Source organism: Pseudomonas sp. BW16M2 (genome assembly GCF_014268865.1).
Classification (GTDB): Bacteria; Pseudomonadota; Gammaproteobacteria; order Pseudomonadales; family Pseudomonadaceae; genus Aquipseudomonas; species Aquipseudomonas peradeniyensis.
Genome location: NZ_JABWRI010000033.1, coordinates 1 through 23022, shown reverse-complemented (window position 1 = coordinate 23022; position 23022 = coordinate 1). Strand labels below are relative to the sequence as shown.

Below are 23022 nucleotides of genomic sequence, written 5' to 3'. Positions count from 1 at the left end.
GCGCTTGGAAATACCGCAAAAAGATCCGCGCGATTGCACAGTCGCCGAAGGCAGTCGGGTCAGGAAAACGAATTGACGGGCATCCATGTCGTAGTCTCGCGTCAGCAGTGGCAGTGCTTGCTACAACAGCTCCAGCCGTAACAGGTGGGCGATCAGCGCTCGGCTCACGCCCGGGCGCTCCAGGGAACAGGCAAAAGTGGCGCTGGCGGCCAGGCACAGACGATCCCCCGGGGACTGGCTGTCGGCGACCTTGATTCGAGGGTGTCGAGGGGAAAAGCGCAACCTCATCGCGAGGTAGTGAAACGACATGGCCCATCAGATATCATTACGCCATCATGGCGCCGAGATACTAATTGAGCAGAAAATCTGACGTCAAGAAAATTGCGTGACCGCGTGCTGCCAGAGAATGGCAAAAATCCGCAGCATAAACGACAAAGCCCCCGAAAACTCAACGTTTTCGGGGGCTTCGACTACTTCGCGTATGGCGGAGAGATAGGGATTTGAACCCTAGGTACTGTTGCCAGTACAACGGATTTCGAATCCGTCCCGTTCGACCACTCCGGCATCTCTCCAATGGCGCGCATCATACCAGCGATTTCGTTTCTGGCAAACCTTTTTTGAAAAAAATTCGCGTGGTATCAGGCGCTTGCGTGAACGCGCCGCTTACAGCGGCACGCCCAGGCGTTTGGCAACTTCTTCGTAGGCTTCGATCACGTCGCCCAGGCCCTGGCGGAAGCGGTCCTTGTCCATCTTCTTGCGGGTCTCTTTGTCCCACAGGCGGCAGCCGTCCGGGCTGAATTCGTCGCCCAGGACGATCTGGCCGTGGAACACGCCGAACTCCAGCTTGAAGTCGACCAGCAGCAGGCCTGCGTCGTCGAACAGCTTGCTCAGCACTTCGTTGACCTTCAGCGACAGCTTCTTCATCTCGACCAGTTGCTCGGCGGTGCCCCAGCCGAAGGCGACAACGTGGGATTCGTTGATGAAGGGGTCACCCTTCTCGTCGTTCTTCAGGAACAGCTCGAAGGTGGACGGCTCCAGCTTGATGCCCTCCTCCACGCCCAGGCGCTTGACCAGGCTGCCGGCGGCGTAGTTGCGCACCACGCACTCGACCGGGATCATGTCGAGCTTCTTCACCAGGCACTCGTTGTCGCCCAACAGCTTGTCGAACTGGGTCGGCACGCCGGCTTCTTCGAGCTTCTGCATGATGAAGGCATTGAACTTGTTGTTCACCATGCCCTTGCGGTCGAGTTGTTCGATGCGCTTGCCGTCGAACGCCGAGGTGTCGTTACGGAACAGCAGGATCAAGCGGTCGGCGTCGTCGGTCTTGTAAACCGATTTGGCCTTGCCGCGGTAGAGTTCGTCGCGTTTTTCCATGATGGGCTCCGCTTGCTTGAGTGGGTGGGCTAGGCGATTTGGCGCCAGTCGAGCCCATGATCCTGATTCGCCACCTGGAGCCAGTCCGGGTCGCACCCGAGGGCGTCGACGAAGCACTGGCGGGCCAGATGTGGCAGGTTGTTCTTGCTGCTGAGGTGGGCCAGCACCAGGTGCTGCAGGTTCTGCCAGCCCAACTCGGCCACCAGGCTCGCGGCCTGGTGGTTGTTCAAATGTCCCTGGCTGCCGCCGACCCGCAGCTTGAGAAAGTGCGGGTAATGCCCACGGGCCAGCAGGTCACGGCAATGGTTGGCCTCGATCAGCAGGGCATCGAGCCCCTGATAGCGCTCCAACAACCGCGCGTCGTAACTGCCCAGGTCGGTGAGCATGCCGAAGCGTCGACGACCATCGCTGATCACGTACTGCAGCGGCTCGTAGGCATCATGCTCGACCCGTGCCGCGCTGACCTGCAGATCGCCGATCTGCAGCTCATCGCCACAACCGAGAAAACCGGCCACCTCCACCGGCTTGCGCATGCCGCGCAACGTGCCCTGGCTGAGGTAGACCGGTACATTGTAGCGGCGCGAGAGCAACCCCACCCCATGCACGTGGTCGGCATGTTCGTGGGTTACCAGTACCGCGCTCAGTTGCGTGGCCGACACCCCGAGCCGCGCCAGGCGCCGCTCGGTCTCGCGCAGGGAAAACCCGCAATCGACCAGGATGAAGGTATCACCACTGGCGACGAGCGTGCCGTTTCCCTGGCTACCGCTTCCTAGAACCGCGAAGCGCACTTAGCCCAGGTGGTCCTGGATCGCGCTCAGCACGCGGCGGGCGACATCGGCCGGGGCCACGGTGTTGATGTTCTTCTCGACGGTCACCTGGACGTTGTCGCCGACCTTGCTCAGGCGAACCTGGTAGCGCTCGGCACGGGCTTCACGCTCTTCCTTGCTCGGCTCGCTGCCGAACAGGCGGCTGAAGAAGCCAGGCTCCTTCTGCTTGTCGTCGGGCTTCTCGGACAGGTTGATGTAGTACAGGCCCAGGCTGCGGTTGATGTCCTCGACACGCCACTCGCCCTGCTCCAGGGCGCGGCCGACGCCGGACCAGGCGCGGTCCAGGTCGGAGCCCAGGAACAGCACCGGGTTGCCGCTGCCGTCCTCGCTCAGGCTGACCTGGCTAGGGGCATCGAAGTCGCGCGCGGCTAGCAGCGAGACCGAACCGCCCTTCTCGGCGCTGCGGTTCATGCTGGCGAGCATTTCGTCGACCAACAGCGCGTCGGTGCCGGTGTTGCTGGACGCGGACGGGAAGTCAGGCTCGGCGGTGCTGCCGGCCGGACGCTCGACGCTGACCACATACACCTCGGAAGTGTTGCGCTGCACGCCGGGCTCCATGCGCACCCGCACACGGACTTCGCTGTCCGTGCTGCTGGAGGTGCTGGCCAAACGCTGGCCGAGGGAAGCCGACAGCTCGTCGAAACGCTGCCAGGTGGTGTTGAACTCACCGGTCTGCGGACGCTCTTCGGCAATGCGGAAACCGTTGTCCTCGAAGAACTGGCGGGTCACCGGCCAGACTTCGGCAGGCGAGCGCTGGGCCAGCACCCAACGGCTGTTGCCGCTGCGCTGCAGGCTGAAATCGCTGATGTCGGCGGTGGCCGACAGCGGCTGTGGACGGGGTACCTCGAACTCGCCGGTGGCGCGATCGTCGGCCACGTTGCGCGGGATCGGTAGCAGCGGATCCAGGCGCTTGACGTTGCTGGCGTCCGGCGGCAGCTGCATCGGCGCGGTCGGCTGCGCCTGCAGGTAGTCGCTGCCACGGTCGCGGAAATAGCCATCCTCGCCCCACAGCCAGCCGCACCCACTGGTGCTGGAGATGATCAGGGCGAGAGCGGAAAGACCAGCCAGTCGCTTCATGCGGTGTACTTCCTCGATTAAACCAGTACGCCGGACTGGCGCAAGGCAGTACGGACTTTTTCGTGACAACCTTCGCTCAGCCAGGTCAGTGGCAGGCGAATGCCCTGCTGCATCAGGCCCATTTCCACCAGCGCCCACTTCACCGGAATCGGGTTGGCTTCGCAGAACAGGTCTTTGTGCAGCGGCATGAGTTTTTCGTTGATCGCGCGGGCCTTCTCGGCATTGCCCTCAAGGGCGGCCTCGCACAGGTCGGCCATTTCGCGCGGGGCGACGTTGGCCGTGACGGAGATGTTGCCCTTGCCGCCCATCAGGATCAGCTCGACGGCGGTCGGATCGTCGCCGGACAGGACGATGAAGTCCTTGTCGACGCCGTCCAGGATGGCCTTGGCACGGACCAGGTCGCCGGTGGCTTCCTTGATGCCGATGATGTTCTTGACCTTCGACAGGCGGATCACGGTGTCGGCCTGCATGTCGCAGGAGGTGCGGCCGGGCACGTTGTAGAGGATCTGCGGGATATCGACGGCTTCGGCGATGTGCTTGAAGTGCTGGTACAGGCCTTCCTGGGTCGGCTTGTTGTAGTACGGGACCACCAGCAGGCAGGCGTCGGCGCCGGCATTTTTGGCGTTCTTGGTCAGGTGCACGGCTTCGGCAGTGGAGTTGGCACCGGTACCGGCGATCACCGGAATCCGCTTGTTGCTGTGCTTGACCCGCTCGACCACGTGCTTGATGACCAGGATGTGCTCTTCGACATCCAGCGTGGCGGACTCGCCGGTGGTGCCGACAGCTACGATCGCGTGGGTGCCGTTTTCCAGGTGGAAGTCTACAAGCTTGTCGAGGCTGTCCCAGTCCAGACGCCCTTGTGCATCCATGGGAGTGACCAATGCCACCATACTGCCCGCAATCATGTAACTGCTCCTGCCGGAAAAAGAGAGCGGTAATGGTACTGGCGCCATCGGCCTTGCACAAGCGAAGCAGGCGGGCGGAGCATTCCCCTTCGCGCCGCTTTTCGCTACCCTTGATCCTTTGATCGGTGCAGCACGGCCCGCCGGGCCGTCGACAGTGCTACCGGCCTGCGTCCACAGCCGCCAAAACCGGCCCGGGCCCTGCTGATGCAGGAGGCTTGCCCCCGTCCTGCACCGACCGCTCATCGCTTTAGGAATGCTGCATGTCCACCCCCACCGTTCGCGAACAATTTCTCGTCATCAGCGCCCTGGGCCCCAACCCCATGGAACTGGCCAACGTTCTCAGCCGCGCGGCCTTCGACAACCGCTGCGCGGTGGTCACCTCGCGTCTGTCGCGCCACGGCGAGACCAGCGCCCTGGTGCTGCAGGTCGGCGGCAGCTGGGATGCCCTGGCCCGCCTCGAAGCCACCCTGCCGGGCCTGGGCAAGAAGCACGGCCTGACCCTGGACGTGGTGCGCAGCGCCGACCAGGAAGTGCGCCCGCAGGCCCTGCCTTATGTAGCCTACGTCAGCGCCGCCTATCGCCCGGACATCATCAACGAGCTGTGCCAGTTCTTCCTCGACCACCGCGTCGAGCTCGAAGCGATGACCTGCGACACCTACCTCGCGCCGCAAACCGGCAGCAGCATGCTCAACGCCCAGTTCACTGTGATCCTGCCGGCCGGCACCCAGATCAGCTGGCTGCGTGACCAGTTCCTCGACTTCGCCGACGCCCTGAACCTGGACGCGCTGATCGAACCGTGGCGCCCACAGAACCCCATGTAAGGAAGCTCCCATGGCCGTAGCACTCGACCAACCCGTCGCCGATTTCCAGGTCCAGGCCACCAGCGGCCAGACCGTCAGCCTTGCTAACCTGAAGGGCCAGCAGGTGGTGCTGTACTTCTATCCCAAGGACAGCACCCCGGGCTGCACCACCGAGGGCCAGGGCTTCCGCGACCAATACGCGGCGTTCCAGGCCGCCAACACCGTGGTGTTCGGCGTGTCGCGCGACGGCATCAAGTCGCACGAGAACTTCAAGGCCAAGCAGGCGTTTCCCTTCGAGCTGATCAGCGACAAGGACGAGGCGCTGTGCCAGCTGTTCGACGTGATCAAGCTGAAGAAGCTGTATGGCAAGGAATACATGGGTGTGGACCGCAGCACCTTCCTGATCGACAAGGACGGAGTGCTGCGCCAGGAATGGCGTGGGGTGAAGGTGCCAGGGCATGTGGATGCGGTGTTGGCGGCAGCCCAGGCCCTGAGCAAGGCGTGAGCCTGACGCCGGACCACCGACGTGGGAGCGGGCTTGCCCCGCGATAGAACTCAATCGCGGGGCAAGCCCGCTCCCACGACAGCCCGCCTCAGACCCAAAAGGCTACAGCATCGGCGCCACAGACCTGTCCTGCCGCGGCCACGCATCCAGCACCGCCTTGAACAGCGTCGCCAGCGGGATCGCGAAGAAGATCCCCCAGAACCCCCACAGCCCGCCGAACAGCAGCACCGCGCAGATGATCGCCACCGGGTGCAGGCTCACCGCCTCGGAGAACAGCAGCGGCACCAGCACGTTGCCATCGAGCGCCTGGATGATCGCGTACACCGCCATCAGGTAGATGAACTGGTCGCCCCAGCCCCACTGGAACAGCGCGATCAGCGTCACCGGCACCGTCACCACCACCGCGCCGACATACGGCACCACCACCGACAGGCCCACCAGCAGCGCCAGCAAGGCGGCATAGTTGAGGCCCAGGCTGATGAACGCGATATAGGTGGCAATCCCGCAGATCAGGATCTCGATACCCTTGCCGCGAATGTAGTTGGCGATCTGCCGGTTCATCTCGTCGCCCACCCGGTTGAGCAGCGTACGCTCACGCGGCAGGTAGCCGCTGACCCAGCGCCCGATCAGCTCGCGGTCCTTGAGGAAGAAGAACACCAGGATCGGCACCAGCACCAGGTAGATCATCGCATTGACCAGCAACGGCAGGCTCGACAGCGAGAAGGTCAGCGCCCACTGGCCGAACTTGCCGATCTCGCCGCGCACCGATTCGATGGCGCGCAGCACCTGCTCGTCCGACACCAGGTGCGGATAGCGCTCGGGCAGCAGCAGCAACAGCGACTGCCACTTGCCGAGCATACCCGGCAGTTCGTTGAACAGGGTGATCAGCTGATGCCAGAGCAGCGGCACCAGCACCAGCATGAACACCGCCAGCGCCCCCATGAACAGGGCGAACACCAGCCAGACCGCTAGCCTGGAGGGTACCTTCAAGCGCTCCAGGGCATTGACCAGGCCCTGCATGAGGAACGCCAGGACCATGCCCGCCAGCACCGGCGCGAGCATGCCGCCCAGGGTCAGCACCACGGTGAAGGCCAGGAACAGCAGGACCGCCAGCACCACTGCCTCCTCGTCGGAGAAGTAGCGCTGCATCCAGTCGCGAAGCACTTTGAACATTGACGATCCTTGGGAAAGACTCAGGCCTTGCGCAGCCAGTAGGTGTACACGCCGGCCTCGGCCGTTTCGTGCAGCAGCGTATGACCGGCCAACTGGGCAAAAGTGCGGAAGTCGCGCTGGGAGCCGCCGTCGGTGGCGATCACCTTGAGCACCGCGCCACTGGCCAGGCGATTGAGTTCCATCTTGGCCTTGAGCAGCGGCAGCGGGCAGTTCAGCCCGCTGGCGTCGAGCTCGGCGTCGCTGGTCGGGGTGTCACTCATCGGGCGCGTCTCCGGGGTATGAACAGAAAGGTCTGGTAGGATACCGCCACTGGTCGGCATCGCGCGACCCGGCTACAGTAAGGCTTTTCATCGACGCGAGCTTCTGCATGAATCTACTGCGCCCTACCCTGTTGACGCTGGCCTGCCTGATGGCCCTTCCCGGCCACGCCGACGACCTGCCGTCACTGGGCGACGCCAGCTCCGCGATCGTCTCGCCGCAACAGGAACACCAGCTCGGTCGCGCCTGGCTGAGCCTGTTGCGCGGCCAGGTCAACCAGCTGAACGACCCGCAGCTCAAGGACTTCGTCGAAACCAGCGTGTACAAGTTGGCAGAGACCAGCCAACTGCAGGACCGGCGCCTGGAGTTCATCCTCATCGACAGCAAGGAACTCAACGCCTTTGCCGCGCCTGGTGGCATTGTCGGGGTCAACGGCGGCCTGTTCCTCAATGCACAGACCGAAGGCGAGTACGCCTCGGTCCTGGCCCACGAACTGGCGCACTTGTCGCAGCGCCACTTCGCTCGTGGCGTCGAAGCCCAGCAGCGCATGCAGTTGCCCATGATGGCCGCGCTGCTTGCAGGTATCGTCCTGGCCGCCGGCGGTGGTGGCGATGCCGGCATCGGTGTGATTGCCGGCACCCAGGCGGCGGCGATCCAGGAGCAGCGACGCTTCTCCCGGCAGAACGAACAGGAAGCCGACCGTATCGGTATCCTGAATCTGGAAAAAGCCGGTTACGACCCACGCAACATGCCCAGCATGTTCGAACGCCTGGCGCGCCAGTACCGCTATGACGCCAAGCCGCCGGAATTCCTCCTTACCCACCCGGTGACCGAGTCGCGGGTAGCCGATACCCGTAACCGTGCCGAGCAGGCGCCCAAGGGGGGCGTCGAGGACAGCCTGCGTTACCAGCTGATTCGTGCACGGGTACAGCTCACCTATGAAGGCACCCCGGGCCTGGCCGCCAAGCGCTTCCGCGCCCAGCTCGACGAGAATCCACAGATGGACGCCGCGCGCTATGGCCTGGCGCTGGCGCAGATCAAGGGTGGCCAGCTCAACGAAGCGCGGGAGAACCTCAAGCCACTACTGGCCAAGGCGCCCAACGACATTACCTACAACCTCGCGCAGATCGACCTGGACATCACCAACAACCGCCTGGCCGATGCCCAGCAACGCGCCCAACGCATGCAGGCGCTGTACCCGGCCAACTATCCGTTGAAACAGGTGCGCGCCGACCTGCTGATCAAGCAGAACAAGCCGGCCGAGGCGGAGAAGGTGCTGGACGACCTGGTCAAGAACCGCCCGGATGACCCGGACGTGTGGTACGACGTCGCCGAAGTGCGCGGGCTGTCGGGCAACACCATCGGCCTGCACCGCGCCCGCGCCGAATACTTCACCCTGGTCGGTGATTTCGACCAAGCGATCCAGCAGCTCGACTACGCCAAGCGCCGCTCGGGCAGCAACTTCCCGCTGGCCTCGCAGATCGACCAGCGCCAGCGCGAGATCATGGAACAGCAGCGAATGGTCAAGGAGATGATGGGGCGCTGATACATAGCCTGAAAGCATCGCGGGGCAAGCCCGCTCCCACGCTTCAAGTCATCTGGCGTGGGAGCGGGTTTGCCCCGCGATGCTTTCAGGACCCGCTCAGGCGTTACCCGACAACTTCAACCGCGCCGCCTGGGTGAAATCGAGCATGCGGTTCAGCGGCTTGATCGCTTTGGGAATCAGCGCAGGCTCGACGAAGATTTCGTTGCTACCCTTGCGCAGGCAGTCCAGCGTGCGCTCCAAGGTGTTCATCGCCATCCACGGGCAGTGCGCGCAGCTGCGGCAGGCCGCGCCGTTGCCGGCGGTCGGCGCCTCGACGAATTCCTTGTCCGGGCACAGTTGCTGCATCTTGTAGAAGATGCCGCGGTCGGTGGCGACGATGAAAGTCTTGTTCGGCAGGGTCTGCGCCGCCTTGATCAGCTGGCTGGTGGAGCCCACCGCGTCGGCCAGCTCGATCACCGCTTCCGGCGACTCCGGGTGAACCAGGATCGCCGCGTCCGGGTACAGCGCTTTCATGTCGGCCAGCTGGCGCGACTTGAACTCTTCGTGAACGATGCAGGCACCGTCCCACAGCAACATGTCGGCACCTGTCTGCTTCTGGATGTAGCGGCCCAGATGCTGGTCAGGACCCCAGATGATGGTCTCGCCGTTGTCCATCAGGCTTTCGACGATCTCCAACGCGCAGCTGGAGGTCACCACCCAGTCGGCACGGGCCTTCACCGCGGCGGAGGTGTTGGCATAGACCACCACGGTGCGCTCGGGATGCTGGTCGCAGAACGCCGAGAACGCCTCTACCGGGCATCCCAGGTCGAGGGAGCAGGTCGCCTCCAGGGTGGGCATCAGCACGCGTTTTTCCGGGGTGAGGATCTTCGCGGTTTCGCCCATGAAACGCACACCCGCCACCACCACGGTCTCGGCCGGATGGTTCTTGCCGAAGCGCGCCATCTCCAGCGAGTCGGACACGCAGCCACCGGTTTCCTCGGCCAGGGCCTGGATCACCGGGTCGCAATAGTAGTGGGCCACCAGCACGGCGTTCTGCTTTTTCAGCTCGGCGGCGATGGCCGCACGGTATTCGGCCTCCTGCGCGGGCGTCAGCGGGTTGGGCTGCTTGGCATCGAGGTGGGCCTGGACCAACAGGCGTTCGGAAATCTGGGTCATGATCGCTGGACCTGCGGGGCGCTAGAGCGCGTCAGTCGAGTGTATCACCCGGCCCTGGCAGATCGGCTATTGGTGCCGGACGGCCAGCGTCTCGGCCCCTCTGCGGGCGCGGATTCTTATCGGACGCGAAGGCTACAGGCAATCGGAGGGATGCAAAAGGGGTTTTTGCGGGGCGAGACAATCGCGGGGCAAGCCCGCTCCCACGAAGACGACGGGAGCGGGTCTGCCTGAGGGATCAGCCCTGCGGCTGGAGTGCCGCCAGGTGGCCGCTGATCAGCATGGCGAACTCTTCGACAGTCATCTTCTTGCCGTTGAAGTCGACCATGCCGTCGGCGTATTGCAGGCTCGACACCACGTCGCTGCCCTGCACCGTGGCCATGCCGCTCTGCAGCGCCATCATGCCGACCATTTCACCGGCCTGGCTGGACTGCTGGGCGATGGTCTGGGCATCGGTCTCGCCCGCGAGCAGCGCCTGCAAGGTGGCCAAGTCGGCGACCATCGGCTTGGAAACGCTGAGTTTGGCCTTCAGTTGCGTCAGCAGCTGCTTGCCCAACTGGTCAGGCGGCAGGTCGAACGAGCTCGGGCTGGCAAAGTCCATCGCCAGGTTGAAGTGGCTCTCGCCATTGGCGGTCTTGAACGCCAGCTTCTCCACCGCCACCTGCGGCTTGGCCACCAGCAGCTTCTGCAGGTCGCCCTGGACCTTGGCCTGTTCCTCCGGGGTCATCTCCAGCGACGGCGCTTCACCATCGGCGGCGGCCTGCTGCATCTGCGGCAACTGGGTCTGGTACCACTCCATCAACGCCTGCATGGCCGGAATGTCGATGGACTTCATGGTCAGGACCATTTCCGCGCTGCCCACCTTGCGGCCGGCGTAGCTGATGTCGTCGACCTTGTACTCCAGGCGCCCGGCCAGTTTGTCCTTGGCCTCGCCCTCGGCGTTGTACAGGTTGTTCTGCTGCAGCCCCTTGAGCACCAGCACTTCCTGCTTCGGCCCGAAGGTCACCTGGGTGTCGGCCAGGGCCAGGTCGAAGTTGCCGACATAAACCATGTCGTGGGCGGTCTCAGTGAGCTTGCCACCGGCCTTGAAACCGTTGAGCAGGATCTTCACCGGCGCCTGCTGCTCGTCGACGAAGTTCAGCTCGAGGCGCTCGGCGCTGCTGTGGATCTCCACCGCCTTGCCTTCGCGGTCGCCGCGCAGCTTGAGCTGCAGGCCGGAGAAGTCCAGGACATTGCCGCCGTCTTCCTTGAGCGTGACCGGCGCCAGGCGGATATCGCTGTCAACGCTGCCGTCGTAGCCAAGGCTGACCTGGGCGGTGACCGGCGCCTTGTCGCCAGCGGCGGTGAACCAGCCGGTGGTGAAGTCATCCTTGTCCAGCGCGCTGTTGCTGGTGGCCATGACCGGCATCAGCTTGAAGGCCTTGACCCGCGACCAGGGGAACGGACCGTGCTCGATCTGGTCGGTCACGCCCACCTGGAAGTTCAGTGCCTCGGCTTCGCCGACCTGCACGTTCTCGGCCTTCAGGCGGTAGTGCGCGGTGCTGGTGAAGAAGTGCTGGTCCAGCGAGACCAGCTCGATGGTCATGCTGCCGCCGTTGCCGGCCAGGGCTTTCTTCAGCTCTTCGTTGCCGCGGGCAACGGAGCGCTCCAGCTCCGCGGGCAACTGCTTGCCGGTGTACCAGGCGCCAGCGGTGGTTGCGACGGCGATGGCCACGGCCAGACCGGAAAGGATGCCTACTGATTTCTTCATGAATAGAACCGATTGCTGTCCATATAGGGCTGATAGGCCCCCTCGAATGGGGGTATGCAAGATTAGCACTGACCGGCCCGGCGTGAGACGCAAGTTTTCGCATCGTTATCCGCGGTCGCCCAGGTCCAGGCTCATGCGCAACTGGTCGGCGAACAGAAAACCGTCGCAACACACCCCCGGTATCTCGCTGTCAACCTGGAAACCATGGGCCCGGTACAAGCGCTGCGCCAGCTGGTTGTCGGCGTCCACATCCAGTTGCAGGCGCCCATGCCCCGCCGCCCGTGCCCGGGCGATGGCGCCTCGCAGCAGCCGCGTGCCAAACCCCCGCCCGCGCGCCTGTGGCGCCACGGCCAGGTTGTACAGCCACAACGCATCGTGACCAGGCCGCGGATGGCGCGCCACCGACCGCTGCAGGCGGCGGATCACCCGCAACCCGGACAACCCCGGATAGAAACGCAGTATCGAGGTGAGCAGGGCCAGGTCGAAACGGGTCTTTTCGCGGGCACCAAGCGTAGCCACAACCCCTTGGCACTCCCCTGCCTGCACCAGCACCCGATGCCGGGCATGGCCAAACCAACCCAGGTTGCGGGCAAAGGCGTGCGCCAGGTAAGGCTCCAGATGGCGTGTCCCGTAGATGAACGCCAGGGGTTGCGGCGCGATGCTGGCGACCAGCGGCACGACCTGGCCGACATGCCCGGCATCGGCGAGCTGCCCGCCCATGTCCAGTGTGTCAGTCACCCTTGAGCACTCCCATGCTGCGCAGCAGGCGGATGGCGTTGGTGTTGCGCGAAATGCCGTGGCGCAGCTGATAGTTGAAGCGCAGCGCCTGTGCCTCGCCCTCTTCGAAACCTTCTTCGAAGTAGATGTTGCGGCCCAGCCCCTGGAGTTCAGGCGCGGTGGCCAGCGCCACGTTGTGGGTGGTGAGCATGCCCAGTGCCTTATGGGCGCAGAGGGCGCGCAGGATCTCGATGATCGCCAGGTTGCGCTCCTTCTCGTTGGTGCCCTTGAGCAGCTCGTCGAGCAGGTACAGCACCGGCTCCGCTGCCTGGCGCACGGTGTCGATCACCGCCTTGACCTGCATGACCTCGCTCATGAAGTACGACAACCCCTGTTCCAGCGAGTCGCTGACCGAGATCGACGAGACCATGCGCATCCGCCCGAAAGCGAAATGCCGCGCCGCCACCACCGAGCCGGCCTGTGCCAGGCGCAGATTGAGGGCCACGGTACGCATGTAGGTGGTCTTGCCCGACATGTTGGAGCCCGTTATCACCGTGACCCGCCCCGGTACCAGATCGATCGGGTTGGCGACCGCCCGCTCCGGGTGAATCAACGGATGACTGGCCGCCTCGGCATGAATTTCGGCCTCGCCGATGGCTTCGGCCCGACACCAGCCCGGGTTCTCGTCCGCCAATCCGGCAAAGGCCGCCAGGGCCTCCAGCTCGGCGACCACCTCCAGCCACTCGGGCAAGCGACGACATTGCTCGCGCTTCCAGCGGGCCAGGGCACGGGCGCAATGGAAGTCCCAGAGCAGCAGGGCCTGGGCGAACACGCTGACGGTCGGGTTGTGCCGCAGCCGGGCGTAGCCGAGGATGCCGTCAAGCTGGCGAATCGCCGCTGCCGGTGCCCGGCCATCGGCCTGCAGGCGCGCCACCTGGCGGCTCAGACCCGCGCTGTCGAAGCGCTGCGTAACGGCCAGGGCCAACCAGTCCGACAAGCCGCCAAGCGCATCGGCGGTATCGTCCGCACCGTCGAACACCTTGTGCCAGGCCTTGGCCCGCCAGCCGTAGAACATCAGATTGACCACGATGCAGGCCAGCAACGCCAACGGCGGCACCACGCCGGCCAGCACCGCCACGACGCCACCCAGGCTGGCGAGCGTGGCAAGCAATCCCAGCACGACCTGCGCCGGCGGGAACACCCCGGCATCCACCCGAACCACCCATGCGGCCAGCCGCCCCAGCCCGTAGCCACGCGCATTGATCTGCAGCGCGTGAGCCGCCAGGACCTGACGCAGGCTCCGGCGCTCGGCCAACTCGGCAATGGCCGCCTGGCGCTCGGCCAGCTGAGCCGTGGTGGCCGGCAGGGTCAGCCAGGCGGCGATGCGTTCGTCGCCCAGGCTGGTGGACTGGCTGAACAACAGCTGGCCCAGCGATGCCGGGCCAAACAGGTTGATGTCCAGGTCCTGCTTGTCGAACAGTGGACGCAGGCTGGTTGGACACGCGGGCAGGTCGTCGAAACGCCGGTCCAGCCGCGCCAGGGCCCACTGATTGAGCGTGTCCCGGTGCTGTTGGTGGGCGATACGCTCGCGCAGACCGGCATGACGCCGGACCAGCGCCACGAACAGCGCCAGGCAACCGCCGAAGGCCAACCACAGCCACGGCGCGAAGCCGTTCTCATAGCCATGCCAGGCCAGGGTGGGCATGGCCAGGAACACCAGCAGGCGCGCCCACTCGGTCTTGCGCAGGCGTGCCGACAGCCGGACGACCTGTTGCCGATGACGGCTCGACCTGGCCGTGAAGTCGTCACGCAGGGCCTGCCGGTTCCGCTTCTGACTGGGCGGCGGCGCGGAAGACGCGGCGCTGGCTGGGCTGCTTGATATCGAACATTTCTGCGACATGAGGTCCTAGGATCCTGTTCAGGACGGGGTTCTTCAGCTTCAGGTACAGGCCGCTGCCGCTGAGCTGCGAGCCGAGGTTCTGCTTGACGAAATAGTTGGTGATGCCGAGGTCGACCCGCTCCGTGGCCGGCGAGGCAAACCGGCGCAACAGGTCGATGTGCAGCACATAGTAGGCGTTAACCGGCAGGTCCACGGCATAGTCACGGCCGAACAGGAACGGGTTGATGACCCGCTCGCCCACACCGCTGAGCACGAACGCCACGGCCCGGTCATGCGGATCAAGCAACACCGAGAACACGGCCTGGTCACTGCCTTGCAGGCGCTGAAGGAAAGCCAGTGGCAATTGCTCGCGCTGGTACTCGGTCGCATGCCGGTGTGTACACACATACAGCTCGTACAGCCGCTCAAGGCCGGGCACCTCGCCCTCATGGTGAAGCACCCGGTAACCGGAGGTTTCGAAACTGCTCAGTGCCTTCTTGAGGATCTTGCGGCTGTTGGCCTTGAGCCGGGCGTAATGCCCTGCCCAGTCCAGGCCGTGCAGGTGGATGAGCGCCAGGGGGTAGTTGTGGCAATGACGAAAGCCGCGCCTGTGCAGCAGGCCGTCGAATGCGGCATGACTGGCGTTCTCGCGGTCCAGGTCACGCACCACGTGCACCCGGGCCCGCGGCAGCGCCCGTTCGGCACTGGTCACCAGCAGCGCGAACAGTTCGTCCTGGTCATGCTCCGGCGCTACCCACCAGTGCTGCCCTGCCGTTTCGAAACAGCCCAGCATGGCCACCCGCAGCATGCCGATCCGCGGCACCAGCCGCCGCAGCGGGCCAACGCCACGGCGCAACCAGGCTGGCGCTTCGGCCATCAGGTCCAGGTCCTGCTGGGTGACGAACAGCATCCCGGCGACTTGCGCCGATCCAGGCCGGCGCGCCACCAGGTAGCGGTAGTCACGATCGTGGAAACAAGCCTCGACCACTTGCATGAACGCGTGGCTGCGAAACGGATGATGGAAGGCCAGGGTGCTGTCCCACAGGCTCTGGTCGAGGTCGTCGATGCTGTCGAAAACCTGCACCTGCCAGGTATCCAGGTCGTAGGTTTCAATCAGCATGGTCGAGCAATCCTTGGGCCTTGAGGCTGTCCAGGTAGGCATCGTGGTGCTTGAACACATTGCGCAGCGCCGGAATCTGCGGCGCCGGGAACAGTCCGTCGCGCAGCAGGTACAACAGTCGGTTGACCCAGCCTCGACGATGGCGGATGTAGAAATACAGCGGTGAGGAAACGGCCCCGATGCTGAACTTGGCCTCGTAGCTGGTCTGGCCCAGCTCGATGTACGGCACGCCACGACGCTCGGCCTCCTCGACGATGCGGTACAGGCAGTTGAAATACAGGCTGCCGGCATCGCGGTAGGCGTAATCGATGCCCAGGTACAGCGGATGCAACGCATCGCCCACGAGGAACAACTCGAACGCCACCAGACGCTGCTCATCGAAGCAGAGCAAGGCGTAGGCCTGGGTGCCAAGGCAGTGGCAGACCTCACGGAAGAACGCTTCGGAGAGACGCTCGAATCGGGTGCTGGAGCGTTCGAGCACGTTCAGGTAGAGCCGATGCATTTGTGCTGCATGATCGGCGAAGTTCGCTTCGACCACCCAGCGCAAACCCGCTTCGTCGAACGTCCTGCGGCGCTTCTTCAACACGTTGCGGTACTTGCTGAGCATGTTGTCGACATACGCCATGCCATTCACCGCCGCAGTGCTCACAAAGGTGGTGTCGGGGCTGCGGCACAGCAGGTAGTGCTCGCCGAATGCCGCTGAAAGCCGACGCTGCAGGGCCTGGTCGAACTCCTTGAGGCAGACGAAACCGATACCCAACGCGTCGGCCCTGGCCTGCAGTTCCTGATGCAGCATCGCAAGCACCGGATCCCAGGCCCCCTCCCGTACCCCGGGCAGGCCCAACAGGTCGGAACAGATCGCCAACGGGCTGCCGATGACGAACAGGCGTGCCTTGAGCAAGCGCCCATACACCCTGCGCGCCTGCCGCACCACGGCCTGAACCTCCACCGGCGCGAGGTCGGACAACGAATAGTCCATCACGAAGCACGGCACGATGCCGACCAACCGGCCGTCACGCAGCACCCTGAGGTAATGAAAGCTGTCGACGATGCCTGCTCGCTCCAGCGCCTGCTGCAATTCGTACGAGGCGGTCACCCTGCCGGCGCCGAAGCAGGCCTGCCATTCGCTCCGTCCGATATCACTCAGTTGCCGGGTCCACTCAAACACGACGGCCATCCCGGGCTCCGTGCGCATCGATCAGCCGCAGTGTCCGGCCAACGTCGGTGATGGCCTCGATGCTGTAGTCGAGTTCTTCTCGGGTGAAATTGGCACTGAGGTTGATGCGCACCCGGGCACGCGAACGGCTCACCGCCGGGTGAGCCACCGGATTGACGTAAACGCCGCGCAGGTGCAAGGCCTTGGCCAGCTCGTAGGCCTTGTGCTCTTCGTAGGTCATCAGCGGGATGATGCTGCTGCGTGTGTCGAGCAGGTCGAAGCCACGGGCGCGCAGGGTCGCGACAAAGTACTCGGTCTTGTCGCGCAATTGCTCGATGATCTGTGGCGAAGCCTCCAGCACATCCAGCGCGGCGATGATCGAGGCCAGCACAGGGGGCGGCAGCGACGCCGAGAAAATGTAAGGGTTGGCGCCTGCACGCAAGAGGCTGGCGGTTTCATGGCGAGTGGCGATGAAGCCGCCGACACCCGGCAACCCCTTGCTCAGGCTGCCGGTCAGCACATCGACCTGCCCCGCTACCCCGAACAACGCCGGCGTGCCCCGCCCATGGGGCCCCAGGTGCCCCGTGCCATGGGCATCGTCGACGACCAGGAAGGCGTTGTAGCGCCTGGCGAGTTCGGCGATCCGGTCCAGCGGAGCAAGGTCGCCGTCCATGCTGAACACGCCATCGGTGACAATGAACTTGCGCTGTTGCGCGGGAAGGCGCTGCAGGTGGCTCTCCAGGCTGCGTAGCGAGGCATGGCGGTAAGGCACTACCCGCGCCGCGCTCAGACGCAGGCCATCGACGATCGACTGGTGATTGAGCATGTCGCTGAGCACCACGTCGCCCTCGCGGCACAGGGTGCCCAGGGCCGCCAGGTTGGCGGCGAACCCCGACGAGAAGGTGATCACCGCCTCGACCCCGAGAAACTCCGCCAGGCGCCGCTCCATCTCCAGGTGCAGCTCGCTGGTACCGTTGAGCAGGCGCACGCCGCTGGAGGTGGTGCCGTAATGGCGTATGGCGTCGATGGCCGCCTCGTTGATACGGGGATGGCCATTGAGCCCGGAGTAGTTGTACGACCCCAGGTGCAACACGTCACGGCGCTCGGGGACCCTGGCATGCTCGCTGAAGCTGACCGAGGCATGCTTGGTCGGCATCGAATGGAACACCCGGCCGATGACATCCATGTAGCCCTGCCCCACCAGACTTTCGAGGCGTTCGAGCAGGCTTTCCAGGGCCTGGTTGTCGCGGGCCAGCCGCTGGGGCTGCGCCCCGTCGTCGGCCGAGCCCCGCAAGGCGCTTGTCGGGTTCATCAATCACTCCTTGATCAACAATGGATTGCGCCGCACGGCCAGCAGGGGCAGGCAGCAGCTCAGGATTGCCAACAGCAGCAACCAGGCTCCGCCGGTCGCCTGCCACCACAGGAACAGGCTGGCCAGCGCCAGCCCCAGATACAACGGCCAGCGCAGGTGCGCCAGGCCGGACTCGCGGTGCCCGGCGCTATTGGCCGCCAACAGGAATGCGAGCGCCGCCAGGGCCGCCTGCCCCGGCGGCAGGACGGCGTACTGGGTCACCAGGAAAAAACCGAGAAACAAGGCCGGCAGGTAGTCCGGCCAGGCGAACGCGCCCTGCCCCAGGCTGGCGTGTTGCTCGACGACCCGGGTATGCGCCGGACTGCCGAACAGCACCCGCAACTTGCCACGCAACCCGCTGGCTTCCCGCGCCGAACGCAGGCAATGCCGATAGAGGAAGAAGTTCAGGTGGCCAGGCGAGCCCGGCTGGCTGATCGGCGTGGTCACCCCGTAACGTACCGGTTCCTGCGGCAGTTCACGCTGGTAGGTACCGAACAGGCGGTCCCAGATCACCAGGAAACAGCCGAAGTTCTTGTCCAGGTAGCGGTCGTTGCTGGCGTGATGGACCCGATGCTGGGACGGTGTGACCAGGATTCGCTCCAGCACGCCCAGCTCAGGGATCAGTGGCGAATGGATGAAGAACTGGTAGATCAGCTGCGCGGCCACCACCAACAGGTAGTGTTGCAGGGGGATGCCCAGCACCGCCATGGGCAGAAAGAACAGCCAGACGGTGAAATTGCCCAGCCAGCCTATGCGCACGGCGGTCGTGAGATTGAAGGCCGTACCGCAGTGGTGGATCAGATGATTGCACCAGAGCAGCGCGCATTTGTGATGGGCCCAGTGATTGACCCAGTACAGGAAGTCATAGACGAGGAAGGCAAAGGCGATGTTCGCCCAGGGGCTGCCCAGGTCCAGCCCCAGTGACCAGTGGCTGTGCAGGTAAGCATAAAGCCCGAGGCTGGTCGCGGCGAACAGCACGCCGACCGCCAGGTTGCCGATGCCGAGGACGAAATTGACCAGTCCCTCGGCCGGGTGCCAGTCCGCTGTCCGGCGCCAGGCCAGCCATGCCCCCTCGACCACGATCGAGCCGAGTACCAGCACCAGCAGGTAATCCAGAAACGCCGCGCTCTCCATGCCAGCTCCCTTGCCCAGGGCGTGCCAGGATTGGCGCGCCAGCAGACTCCTGATCCGTGGAGCCCGGCCCGGCCAACCCGTTGCAGGGCCGCCAGGCGAGTACTTTTACTAGAACGAATCACCCTAGAAGGGATAAAGGAAAAATCCATGACAGCCGTCGCAAGCGCGACGTATTTCGTCACAACACATTTCAGGTAAGCGTTAATTTTTATCAACACACATAACGAGGAAAACACTCAAAAAACGACGAAAAAACCAAAATAGCGACTAGTCATTCAATAAAAATTCACACAAACCCGACATGCTGTCGTGTTTCACTTGACACCCCTACCCCCTTCGTCGTTTATTTTTCCCGCTTTGCGTCGCGCCCGATAAACCACAACTACAGGCAAGCGCCCCGATCATGCCGATCCCGTCCTCGAATCATCTTCGCCACCCCCTCGTGCACGTCCGCCATCCACGCCCCGGCCCCTCGATCGGCTGATCCGCGTACCTTCTGCCACGCCCTCGGGCGTTACCTGCCGCTCCAACTACAAATGGTGAATAACATGGAGCCCATCCGCACGTCCTTGCCGCACACCTCCGTCCGCCCGCCAGAGGAGGCACGTCATGCAGCCTGACGCCCAGTTCCGCAAGTCCCTGCGTCTCTGGCATGTGGTGATCATCGGCCTGGCCTACCTCACCCCGATGACCGTGTTCGACACCTTCGGCATCGTCTCCGGCATCACCGCCGGGCATGTGCCCAGCGCCTACCTCCTGGCCCTGGCCGGCATCCTGTTCACCGCCGTGAGCTACGGCACCCTGGTGCGACGCTTCCCGCAATCGGGCTCGGCCTATACCTACACCCAGCGCGCCATCAACCCGCACGTGGGCTTCCTGGTGGGCTGGTCGTCGCTGCTGGACTACCTGCTGCTGCCCATGGTCAACGCGCTGCTGGCCAAGCTCTACCTGTCGGCGATGTTCCCCGAGGTACCGGCCTGGGTGTGGGTGGCCGGTTTCGTCACCCTGATCAGCCTGATCAACATGCGCAGCGTCAACCTGGTGGCGCACTTCAACCTGCTGTTCGTCGCCGTGCAGGTGGCGATCATCGGCGTGTTCATCTACCTGTGCTGGCGTGGCCTGGACCACGGCGAGGGGCTGGGCACCGCCTGGAGCCTGGTGCCGTTCGCCGACGACCAAACCCAGTTCGCCGCCCTGGCCGCCGGCGCGACCATCCTGTGCTTCTCGTTCCTGGGCTTCGACGCGGTGACCTGCCTGTCGGAAGAGACCCGCGACCCGGGCAAGACCATCCCACGAGCGATCTTCCTCACCGCGCTGATCGGCGGCGTGGTGTTCATCGGCGTGTCCTACTTCATCCAGGCCTACTTCCCGACCATGGCGCGCTTCCATGACCAGGAAGCGGCCCTGCCGGAAATCGCCCTGTATGTCGGCGGCAAGCTGTTCCAGTCGATCTTCATCGCCTGCACGGTGATCAACACCATCGCCTCGGGCCTGGCCTCGCAGACCAGCGTGTCGCGCCTGCTGTACGTGATGGGCCGCGACAACGTGATCCCGGCCGGGGTGTTCGCCCGCCTGCACCCGCGCTACAAGACCCCAGTGCTGAACATTGCCGTGGTCGGCCTGATCTCGCTGTCGGCGATCTTCTTCGACCTGGTCACCGCCACCTCGGTGATCAACTTCGGCGCACTGGTGGCGTTCAGCTTCGTCAACCTGTCGGTGATCAACCACTGCTACATCCGCGAGGGTCAGAACAAGGGCCTGACGAACAACCTCAAGTATCTGGTGGCGCCGACGATAGGCTTCTGCATCATCGTCTCGCTGTGGCTGGACCTGAACGAACACTCGTTGTTGTTCGGCGGTGTCTGGGCCCTGCTTGGCGTGCTCTACCTGGCCTGGCTGACCAAGGCCTTCAGGGTAGCGCCACCGAACTGCATCGCCGACTGACCCCGCCGACGCCCGCCTGACCGCGGGCGTCCTGTTTGCCCGAGAAGGAAAAGCCCATGTTGCTGCGCCGTCTCTCCATCCAGTGGAAGATCACCCTGCTTGCCGGCCTCTGCCTGCTGGCCATCGTCGCCCTGCTGGTGGCCACCTCGCTCACCCAGGCCCGGCGCAGCGCCGAGCAGGTGTTCCAGGCCAACACCGAGCTGCTCGACCACAGCGCCCGCCTGCGCCTGCAGGCCCACGGCGAGACCCAGGCCCTGCGCATCCAGCGCTACTTCATGGACGCCTACCAGTACGGCAACGGCTTCGCCCGCCTGGTACAGGCACTCAAGGCCCGTGGCGGCGCCAACCTGCGCGCCGACCTCAGCCGCGAGGCGCGCGCCGCCCTGGCCGGCAACGCCGACCTGATCGGCCTGTACCTGGTGTTCCAGCCCAACGCCCTGGACCAACAGGACGCCCGCTTCGCCGGCCAGGTCGACAACGGCAGCAACGACAGCGGCCGCTTCTCCCTGTACTGGTCGCAGCCCGGCACCGGTAACCTCGAGGTGGAGGCAATGCCCGAGTCGATGCTCGCCGACACCAGCATCGGCGCCAACGGGTCGCCCTACAACCGCTGGCTGACCTGCCCGCTGGAGACCGCCAAGGCCTGCGTGCTCGACCCGTACTTCGACGAGGTCAACGGTCACCAGGTGCTGATGACAAGCATCGCCCTGCCGCTGCTGGAAAATGGCAAGGTGGTGGGCGTGGTCGGCCTGGACATCGGCCTGGACAACCTGCAGCAACTGAGCCTGGCTGGCCGCCAGGAGCTGTTCGATGGCCAGGGCCAGGTCAGCATCGTCAGCCCTTCGGGCCTGCTCGCCGGCCACAGCCAGGACGCCAACCAGCTGAGCAAGACCGTGGAGCAGGCCTTCGGCGCCAGCGCCACCGCGCTGACCGGCCCGCTGCGCGCCGGCCAGGCGGTCGAGCGTCTGGACGATGGCACCATGCGCATTTCCCGACCTTTCGCCCCAATCCCCGGCGCGGCGCCGTGGCAGGTCCTGCTTGAGCTGCCCGAGCAGGTGCTGCAGGCTCCCGCCGTCGCCCTCAACCAGCGCCTGGACAGTCAGAACCAGAGCGCCAACCTGGTCAGCCTGCTGATCGGCCTGGGCGCCGCCGTGCTGGGGCTGCTGCTGGTGTGGCTGACCGCTCGCGGCGTAACCCGGCCGATCCTGGCCGTGGCCGCCCGCCTGAAGGACATCGCCAGCGGCGAAGGCGACCTGACCCGGCGCCTGGACTACGCCCGCGACGACGAACTGGGCCAGCTGACCGGCTGGTTCAACCGTTTCCTCGACAAGCTCCAGCCGGTGATCGCCCAGCTCAAGGGTTCCCTTCAGGAGGCCCGTGGTACGGCCGACCAGTCGGCGCTGATCGCCAGCCAGACCAGTGACGGCATGCAGCAACAGCACCGCGAGATCGAGCAGGTGGCCACCGCCGCCAACGAGATGAGCGCCACGGCCCACGACGTCGCCCACAATGCCGCCCAGGCGGCCCAAGCCGCTCGCGGCGCTGACCAGGCGACCCGTGACGGCCTGGCGCGGGTGGCCGCCACCCGCGAGGCGATCGGCGAGCTGGCCGGTGGCATGGACGCGGCCATGGAAGAGGCACGCGCCCTGGAAAGCCGCGGCGAGCAGATCGGCTCGGTGCTCGAGGTGATTCGCGCCATCGCCGAGCAGACCAACCTGCTGGCGCTCAACGCCGCCATCGAGGCCGCCCGCGCTGGTGAAGCCGGGCGTGGTTTCGCGGTGGTCGCCGACGAGGTGCGCAACCTGGCCCAGCGTACGCAGGTTTCGGTGGAGGAGATCCGCCAGGTGATCGAGGGGCTGCAGCAAGGCACCCAGGACGTGGTCGGCGCGATGCACGCCGGCCAGCGCCAGGCTCAGGACAGCGCCGCGCAGATGGAGCAGACGCTGCCGGCGCTGCAGCGGATCGGCGAGGCAGTGGCGGTCATCACCGACATGAACCTGCAGATCGCCTCGGCTGCCGAGGAACAGAGCGCCGTGGCCGAGGAGGTCAACCGCAACGTGGCAGGGATACGTGATGTGACCGAGTCGCTGGCCGGACAGGCCGATGAGTCGGCGAGGATCAGCCAGGCGCTGAACCGCCTGGCCAACCAGCAGCAGGTGTTGATGGAGCAGTTCCGGGTGTAGCTGTGGGTTGATCTTGATCTTGATCTTGATCTTGATCGCAAGGTTAACCCCTTCCCCACTAGCGACAGCTGCGTCAGCCTAGGCGCCGCCCGTACCTTCGCGACTTCAGGAGGCCGAACGCAGGCCTTGCGGAGGGAGGTGACGGGCATGGATGCCCGTCAAGCGCTGGGG

Annotated in this window: 20 protein-coding genes and 1 tRNA gene; 5 read left to right on the top strand and 16 right to left on the bottom strand. The window is 64.9% G+C overall.

The window, feature by feature from the left end:
- Positions 1–120 precede the first annotated feature (120 nt).
- From HU735_RS22755 to dapA, 6 genes are all read right to left on the bottom strand, one after another.
- Complete coding sequence (locus HU735_RS22755; protein WP_110697886.1) at positions 121–309, bottom strand: hypothetical protein; 189 nt, start codon at positions 307–309, stop codon at positions 121–123.
- A gap of 173 nt (positions 310–482) precedes the next feature.
- Positions 483–572, bottom strand: a tRNA-Ser gene (locus tag HU735_RS22750).
- Between the two features lie 91 nt (positions 573–663).
- The gene (gene purC, locus HU735_RS22745; RefSeq protein ID WP_011535129.1) at positions 664–1374 is read right to left on the bottom strand and encodes a phosphoribosylaminoimidazolesuccinocarboxamide synthase; all 711 of its coding nucleotides are present in this window, start codon (positions 1372–1374) and stop codon (positions 664–666) included.
- 29 nt (positions 1375–1403) lie between these two features.
- Positions 1404–2162 carry an MBL fold metallo-hydrolase gene (locus HU735_RS22740; RefSeq protein WP_186715486.1) on the bottom strand — a complete coding sequence of 253 codons (759 nt, stop codon included), beginning with the start codon at positions 2160–2162 and terminating at the stop codon, positions 1404–1406.
- On the bottom strand, positions 2163–3278 hold the full coding sequence (gene bamC, locus HU735_RS22735) for an outer membrane protein assembly factor BamC (protein WP_186715484.1): 1116 nt from the start codon (positions 3276–3278) through the stop codon (positions 2163–2165).
- A gap of 17 nt (positions 3279–3295) precedes the next feature.
- Positions 3296–4183 carry a 4-hydroxy-tetrahydrodipicolinate synthase gene (gene dapA / locus HU735_RS22730; protein WP_028692995.1) on the bottom strand — a complete coding sequence of 296 codons (888 nt, stop codon included), beginning with the start codon at positions 4181–4183 and terminating at the stop codon, positions 3296–3298.
- A 260-nt stretch (positions 4184–4443) separates the two neighbouring features.
- On the opposite strand from dapA, the gene HU735_RS22725 reads away from it, so the two are divergent.
- Both HU735_RS22725 and HU735_RS22720 read left to right on the top strand, forming a co-directional pair.
- Positions 4444–5004 carry a glycine cleavage system protein R gene (locus HU735_RS22725; protein ID WP_028692994.1) on the top strand — a complete coding sequence of 187 codons (561 nt, stop codon included), beginning with the start codon at positions 4444–4446 and terminating at the stop codon, positions 5002–5004.
- 10 nt (positions 5005–5014) lie between these two features.
- Positions 5015–5488 (top strand): peroxiredoxin, encoded by a 474-nt coding sequence (locus tag HU735_RS22720; protein WP_186715482.1) that lies wholly within the window; start codon positions 5015–5017, stop codon positions 5486–5488.
- A 102-nt stretch (positions 5489–5590) separates the two neighbouring features.
- On the opposite strand, the gene HU735_RS22715 is transcribed toward HU735_RS22720, so the two are convergent.
- Both HU735_RS22715 and HU735_RS22710 read right to left on the bottom strand, forming a co-directional pair.
- Entirely contained in the window at positions 5591–6661 is a 1071-nt protein-coding gene (locus tag HU735_RS22715) for an AI-2E family transporter (protein WP_028692992.1), read from the bottom strand.
- A 20-nt stretch (positions 6662–6681) separates the two neighbouring features.
- Positions 6682–6921, bottom strand: coding sequence for a sulfurtransferase TusA family protein (locus HU735_RS22710; protein ID WP_028692991.1), 240 nt, complete (start codon positions 6919–6921; stop codon positions 6682–6684).
- Between the two features lie 107 nt (positions 6922–7028).
- Here HU735_RS22710 and HU735_RS22705 point away from each other — a divergent pair, with 107 nt between their 5' ends.
- The gene (locus HU735_RS22705) at positions 7029–8465 is read left to right on the top strand and encodes a M48 family metalloprotease (RefSeq protein WP_050704284.1); all 1437 of its coding nucleotides are present in this window, start codon (positions 7029–7031) and stop codon (positions 8463–8465) included.
- Between the two features lie 96 nt (positions 8466–8561).
- Here HU735_RS22705 and nadA read toward each other — a convergent pair whose 3' ends face one another.
- The 8 genes from nadA to HU735_RS22665 all read right to left on the bottom strand — a co-directional run bounded on the left by nadA (position 8562) and on the right by HU735_RS22665 (position 18724).
- Positions 8562–9620 carry a quinolinate synthase NadA gene (nadA, locus tag HU735_RS22700; RefSeq protein ID WP_062574878.1) on the bottom strand — a complete coding sequence of 353 codons (1059 nt, stop codon included), beginning with the start codon at positions 9618–9620 and terminating at the stop codon, positions 8562–8564.
- A gap of 235 nt (positions 9621–9855) precedes the next feature.
- Positions 9856–11367, bottom strand: a complete 1512-nt coding sequence (locus HU735_RS22695) for a YdgA family protein (RefSeq protein WP_186715480.1) — start codon at positions 11365–11367, stop codon at positions 9856–9858.
- Between the two features lie 105 nt (positions 11368–11472).
- On the bottom strand, positions 11473–12105 hold the full coding sequence (locus tag HU735_RS22690) for an N-acetyltransferase (RefSeq protein ID WP_186715478.1): 633 nt from the start codon (positions 12103–12105) through the stop codon (positions 11473–11475).
- On the bottom strand, positions 12098–13984 hold the full coding sequence (locus HU735_RS22685; RefSeq protein WP_186715476.1) for a hypothetical protein: 1887 nt from the start codon (positions 13982–13984) through the stop codon (positions 12098–12100). The genes HU735_RS22690 and HU735_RS22685 overlap by 8 nt, the downstream gene beginning before the upstream one ends.
- Positions 13890–15083: a GNAT family N-acetyltransferase gene (locus tag HU735_RS22680; protein WP_186715474.1), complete on the bottom strand. Its 1194-nt coding sequence runs from the start codon at positions 15081–15083 to the stop codon at positions 13890–13892. The genes HU735_RS22685 and HU735_RS22680 overlap by 95 nt, the downstream gene beginning before the upstream one ends.
- A complete protein-coding gene (locus HU735_RS22675) occupies positions 15073–16260 on the bottom strand; it encodes a GNAT family N-acetyltransferase (RefSeq protein ID WP_186715472.1) in 1188 nt (395 codons plus the stop codon). Before HU735_RS22675 ends, HU735_RS22680 begins: the two co-directional genes overlap by 11 nt.
- Positions 16244–17551, bottom strand: a complete 1308-nt coding sequence (locus HU735_RS22670) for an aminotransferase class I/II-fold pyridoxal phosphate-dependent enzyme (RefSeq protein WP_202888878.1) — start codon at positions 17549–17551, stop codon at positions 16244–16246. The genes HU735_RS22675 and HU735_RS22670 overlap by 17 nt, the downstream gene beginning before the upstream one ends.
- A 3-nt stretch (positions 17552–17554) precedes the next feature.
- A complete protein-coding gene (locus HU735_RS22665) occupies positions 17555–18724 on the bottom strand; it encodes a sterol desaturase family protein (RefSeq protein WP_186715470.1) in 1170 nt (389 codons plus the stop codon).
- 609 nt (positions 18725–19333) lie between these two features.
- Between HU735_RS22665 and HU735_RS22660 the strand changes: the two genes are divergently transcribed.
- Both HU735_RS22660 and HU735_RS22655 read left to right on the top strand, forming a co-directional pair.
- Complete coding sequence (locus HU735_RS22660) at positions 19334–20668, top strand: APC family permease (protein ID WP_186715468.1); 1335 nt, start codon at positions 19334–19336, stop codon at positions 20666–20668.
- Positions 20669–20724: 56 nt separating this feature from the next.
- Positions 20725–22851 carry a methyl-accepting chemotaxis protein gene (locus tag HU735_RS22655; RefSeq protein WP_186715466.1) on the top strand — a complete coding sequence of 709 codons (2127 nt, stop codon included), beginning with the start codon at positions 20725–20727 and terminating at the stop codon, positions 22849–22851.
- Positions 22852–23022 lie beyond the last annotated feature (171 nt).

What these genes read in the sequence shown, in the direction of transcription:
- HU735_RS22720 (WP_186715482.1), top strand. Translation starts at nt 5,015, where the DNA reads ATGGCCGTAGCACTCGACCAACCCGTCGCCGATTTCCAGGTCCAGGCC.
- purC (WP_011535129.1), bottom strand. Translation starts at nt 1,374, where the DNA reads ATGGAAAAACGCGACGAACTCTACCGCGGCAAGGCCAAATCGGTTTAC.
- HU735_RS22725 (WP_028692994.1), top strand. Translation starts at nt 4,444, where the DNA reads ATGTCCACCCCCACCGTTCGCGAACAATTTCTCGTCATCAGCGCCCTG.
- HU735_RS22670 (WP_202888878.1), bottom strand. Translation starts at nt 17,551, where the DNA reads ATGAACCCGACAAGCGCCTTGCGGGGCTCGGCCGACGACGGGGCGCAG.
- HU735_RS22680 (WP_186715474.1), bottom strand. Translation starts at nt 15,083, where the DNA reads ATGCTGATTGAAACCTACGACCTGGATACCTGGCAGGTGCAGGTTTTC.
- HU735_RS22705 (WP_050704284.1), top strand. Translation starts at nt 7,029, where the DNA reads ATGAATCTACTGCGCCCTACCCTGTTGACGCTGGCCTGCCTGATGGCC.
- HU735_RS22685 (WP_186715476.1), bottom strand. Translation starts at nt 13,984, where the DNA reads ATGTCGCAGAAATGTTCGATATCAAGCAGCCCAGCCAGCGCCGCGTCT.
- HU735_RS22695 (WP_186715480.1), bottom strand. Translation starts at nt 11,367, where the DNA reads ATGAAGAAATCAGTAGGCATCCTTTCCGGTCTGGCCGTGGCCATCGCC.
- HU735_RS22655 (WP_186715466.1), top strand. Translation starts at nt 20,725, where the DNA reads ATGTTGCTGCGCCGTCTCTCCATCCAGTGGAAGATCACCCTGCTTGCC.
- nadA (WP_062574878.1), bottom strand. Translation starts at nt 9,620, where the DNA reads ATGACCCAGATTTCCGAACGCCTGTTGGTCCAGGCCCACCTCGATGCC.
- HU735_RS22675 (WP_186715472.1), bottom strand. Translation starts at nt 16,260, where the DNA reads ATGGCCGTCGTGTTTGAGTGGACCCGGCAACTGAGTGATATCGGACGG.
- bamC (WP_186715484.1), bottom strand. Translation starts at nt 3,278, where the DNA reads ATGAAGCGACTGGCTGGTCTTTCCGCTCTCGCCCTGATCATCTCCAGC.
- HU735_RS22715 (WP_028692992.1), bottom strand. Translation starts at nt 6,661, where the DNA reads ATGTTCAAAGTGCTTCGCGACTGGATGCAGCGCTACTTCTCCGACGAG.
- HU735_RS22660 (WP_186715468.1), top strand. Translation starts at nt 19,334, where the DNA reads ATGCAGCCTGACGCCCAGTTCCGCAAGTCCCTGCGTCTCTGGCATGTG.
- HU735_RS22665 (WP_186715470.1), bottom strand. Translation starts at nt 18,724, where the DNA reads ATGGAGAGCGCGGCGTTTCTGGATTACCTGCTGGTGCTGGTACTCGGC.
- HU735_RS22755 (WP_110697886.1), bottom strand. Translation starts at nt 309, where the DNA reads ATGTCGTTTCACTACCTCGCGATGAGGTTGCGCTTTTCCCCTCGACAC.
- dapA (WP_028692995.1), bottom strand. Translation starts at nt 4,183, where the DNA reads ATGATTGCGGGCAGTATGGTGGCATTGGTCACTCCCATGGATGCACAA.
- HU735_RS22710 (WP_028692991.1), bottom strand. Translation starts at nt 6,921, where the DNA reads ATGAGTGACACCCCGACCAGCGACGCCGAGCTCGACGCCAGCGGGCTG.